The sequence below is a fragment of the Phyllobacterium sophorae genome, assembly GCF_003010965.1.
Classification (GTDB): Bacteria; Pseudomonadota; Alphaproteobacteria; order Rhizobiales; family Rhizobiaceae; genus Phyllobacterium; species Phyllobacterium sophorae.
In genome coordinates this window covers 1-3,501 of record NZ_PGGM01000035.1, presented here as the reverse complement: position 1 = coordinate 3,501, position 3,501 = coordinate 1, and the positions used below count along the sequence as shown (strand labels likewise).

Here is a 3,501-nt window from a genome sequence, read left to right as displayed (position 1 = left end):
GGAAGAAGATGCTGCCGCTCACAGCCTTCTGCAAGTCATTTTGCCGATGTCTCTCCGGCGCGATGACATCCGGCAGAGTCACATCGCGGCAAAGGTTACCGGCTTCGCGGCTAACGCCGGGTCGAAACGCTGCTCGACCGATGAAACCAAGGAAAGGTCAGGTTTTTAGCTCGCCTGACCACGGGGCCAAGTTTTGGCGCGCGCTGCTGTTGTCATCTCCCCTGGGCTTTAGACCTCAGTCATCCTGGCGGCATGTTCGGTAGTCGGACTCGCTTCGGGTTTCCTAGGGCTCGTCCCTGAGGACACAGCCTTGCGCCTGTGAAGGGGCGACGTCTGGAGGGCTGCCAGCCTCGCTGTCGTGCCGTGCTCAGTTCTCTGAGCACCTAGAGGAAATCCCCACTTCACACCTGCCACTCGCCGTATCTATGCGCATCTGGTAAATTAACGCATATTTCCTGCATTCAGATGAGATCATTCGCGCCAAAGCGGCCTATTTAACGCGCTACTTTCACCAAGCGGGCACTGAGCGCCCGATCTCATGATTAGGAATACCGGCCTGATGCGTTTGCAGGCTGCCCATTCGAAGGAGTTCGCCCTATGAACAATCAGTTTGCGCCTACAAACGATGGAAGCCTCGCGCTGTTTGATCGCCTCGAGTCTGAGGTGCGCAGCTACGTCCGGGCGTTCCCGGTCCTATTCGATCGCGCGGTTGGCACTACCCTCATAGCCGCAGACGGTCGGGAATACCTCGACTTCTTCGGGGGTGCAGGTGCCCTGAGCTATGGGCACAACAACCCGGCCTTCAAGAAGGCGTTGTTGGATTACATCGAGCGCGATGGAATTGTGCACGGGCTCGACCTTGCCACGAGCGCCAAGAAGGCCTTCATGGCAGCTTTTGAGCAGTATATTCTGAAGCCCCGTGGTCTGACTTATAAATTGCAGTTTCCTGGTCCCACAGGTACGAACGCGGTCGAGGCGGCCCTAAAGCTGGCTCGCCAGGTGACCGGCAGGTCAAACATTGTCTCGTTTACGAACTCGTTTCATGGGGAAAGCGCTGGAGCGTTGGCAGCGACCGGAAACAAGGAGCACCGAGCCGCTGCCGGCTTTCCCCTCGCACACGTGACCGCATTGCCGTACGAGGGTTATCTCGGCGCGTCAGTTGATACACTGGATTACTTTGAGAAGCTTCTCGACGATCCGAACAGTGGCCTTGATAAACCTGCAGCGGTGATCCTGGAAGCAGTCCAAGGTGAAGGCGGCATCAATGTTGCCAGCGTCAAATGGCTGCAACGGCTGCGTGAGCTAACCTCGCGGCACGAGATCCTGATGATTCTCGATGACATCCAGGCCGGTATCGGCCGCACCGGTACATTCTTCAGTTTTGAAGCGGCTGGGATCGTGCCGGACATCGTTACCCTGTCCAAGTCTTTGTCGGCGATCGGAACGCCGATGGCCCTTATTCTCATCAAGCCTGAATTTGATATTTGGGCGCCTGGCGCGCACACCGGTACGTTCAGAGGCAACAACTATGCTTTCGTTACTGCTCGTGCGGCTCTTGAAACCTACTGGTCCGACTCCAAGTTTGAGGACGAGATCGCTCGCAAGTCTGCGATCCTGGCTGCGGAACTCAAGTCGATCGCAGCCGACTTCCCCAATCTTGGCCTGGGTGTCCGAGGCCGCGGATTGATGTATGGCCTGGTATCACCAAAGCACCACTCATTGCCGGCCCTCATTTCCCAGGAAGCTTTCCGTCGCGGCCTGGTGATCGAGATCGCTGGCTCCTATGGTGAGGTGCTCAAGTTCATGACTGCCCTCACCATCACCGAGGCTGACCTGCGCCGTGGTTTGTCCATCATCCGCGACAGCATCGACGCGGTGCAGGGTAGCATCCCGGCAAGCCTTTAAAAGTAGAAGATCGCAGCCCGCTGCCGTAACCGATCCAGCGGGCCGGGATCTTGGCTTGAGAGTCGGCGAAGCACCGGTGGTGCTCTTTGCCACCGCACCAACTCCAGGTCTCCGGCTATCACAGCGGGAGACAAAATGGCTGATCCGCTACCAAGAGAGAATTTGAATGGCTAACAAAGAGGTGCTCAAGAATTACATCGATGGCGAGTGGCGCGATTCCGTGTCTGGCCGTCGCATCGAGGTCGATGACCCGTCGAATGGTGAGACGATTGCCGTCGTCGCAGAAGCAGGTCCCGAAGAGGTCGAACTCGCCGTTGCGTCCGCTCACCGCGTTTTTCGCGACCGCGTTCTGATCGACATGCATCCCTATGATCGTGGACGCATGCTGTTTCGTGTTGCCGACGCACTCGAAGCGCGCAGTGACGAGATCGCGGCCGTTAACTGCATCGAGACGGGCAAGGCGTTAGTTTACGCACATGGCGAAGTTCAGAGCGCCATCCGGTACCTGCGGTACTACGGTGGCCTGGCCGATAAGCTTGAAGGCCGCTCGATCCCACGCGGAGCCAACCTGGTCGACTACACTGTCAGAAGTCCTTTCGGCGTGTCAGCCCAGATCGTTCCGTGGAATGGTCCGCTGGAACTGACGGCCCGGTCGCTGGCTTGCGCCATCGCAACCGGCAATTCAGTGGTGGTGAAGTCACCGGAGCTGGCTCCCCTTTCCGGAATTGAAATCGCACGTGCCTGCGAGACCGCGGGTCTGCCTGCCGGAGCAGTCAACGTGCTCACTGGTTACGGCCAAACGGCAGGCCAGGCGCTGATCGAGCATCCCCATGTTCGCCACATCGTCTTTACAGGCTCGACGGCCACCGGGCGAACGATCCTCAAGGCCGCATCGGAGCGCATCGTGCCGTGCATCATGGAACTGGGCGGCAAGTCGGCTGCGGTGGTGTTCTCCGATGCCGATCTCGATGCGGTTGTAGAGGCGGTGCGCCTCGGAACCTTTACAAATGCCGGTCAGAATTGCAACGGCCTTACCCGTCTGCTGGTGGAACGTTCTATTGCAGATGCGCTGGTAGAGCGACTGAAGGTCTGCGTTGAAGGACTATCGGTCGGTCCAGGACGCGAGAACTGCGACATCACGCCGTTGATCTCGCAAAAGCAGAGACAGGGGGTTGAGCGGGCCTGCCAGACGGCACTCTCGCAGGGGGCACGGCTCGTGACCGGGGGAACTGCACTTTCCGAGCGGAACGGCTATTTCATGGCAGCGACGGTGTTTGCCGATGTTGCGCGAGACAGAGATCTTTTCCAGAAGGAAGTCTTCGGTCCTGTCCTCGCCGTCACCACGTTCGATGATCCCGTAGAGGCGGTCGATCTCGCGAACGACACCGATCAGGGCTTGGCAGCGGGCGTGTTCACCCGAGATCTAGATCGGGCTCTTTGGACCGCCGACCGCCTTTGGGCTGGCCAAGTCTACGTCAATGGATGGTTCGTCGGTGGCGTAGAAACACCGTTCGGTGGCGTAAAGCAGTCCGGCTACGGCAGGGAAAAGGGTCAGGAAGCGCTGGACGGCTACGTTCAGACGAGAAATGTCGGTAT

2 protein-coding genes are annotated in these 3,501 nt (G+C 58.6%); both read left to right on the top strand.

Translation table 11 applies throughout. The annotated features are described in order from the left end of the window. Positions 1 to 597 precede the first annotated feature (597 nt). Positions 598 to 1,905 carry a diaminobutyrate--2-oxoglutarate transaminase gene (gene ectB, locus CU103_RS30870; protein ID WP_106667820.1) on the top strand — a complete coding sequence of 436 codons (1,308 nt, stop codon included), beginning with the start codon at positions 598 to 600 and terminating at the stop codon, positions 1,903 to 1,905. A 166-nt stretch (positions 1,906 to 2,071) separates the two neighbouring features. Further along, a partial coding sequence (locus CU103_RS30865; protein WP_106667819.1) for an aldehyde dehydrogenase family protein occupies positions 2,072 to 3,501 on the top strand: 1,430 nt, incomplete at its 3' end.

Excerpts from the sequence above, each read along its gene's own strand:
- ectB (WP_106667820.1), top strand. The coding sequence starts at position 598 with ATGAACAATCAGTTTGCGCCTACAAACGATGGAAGCCTCGCGCTGTTT.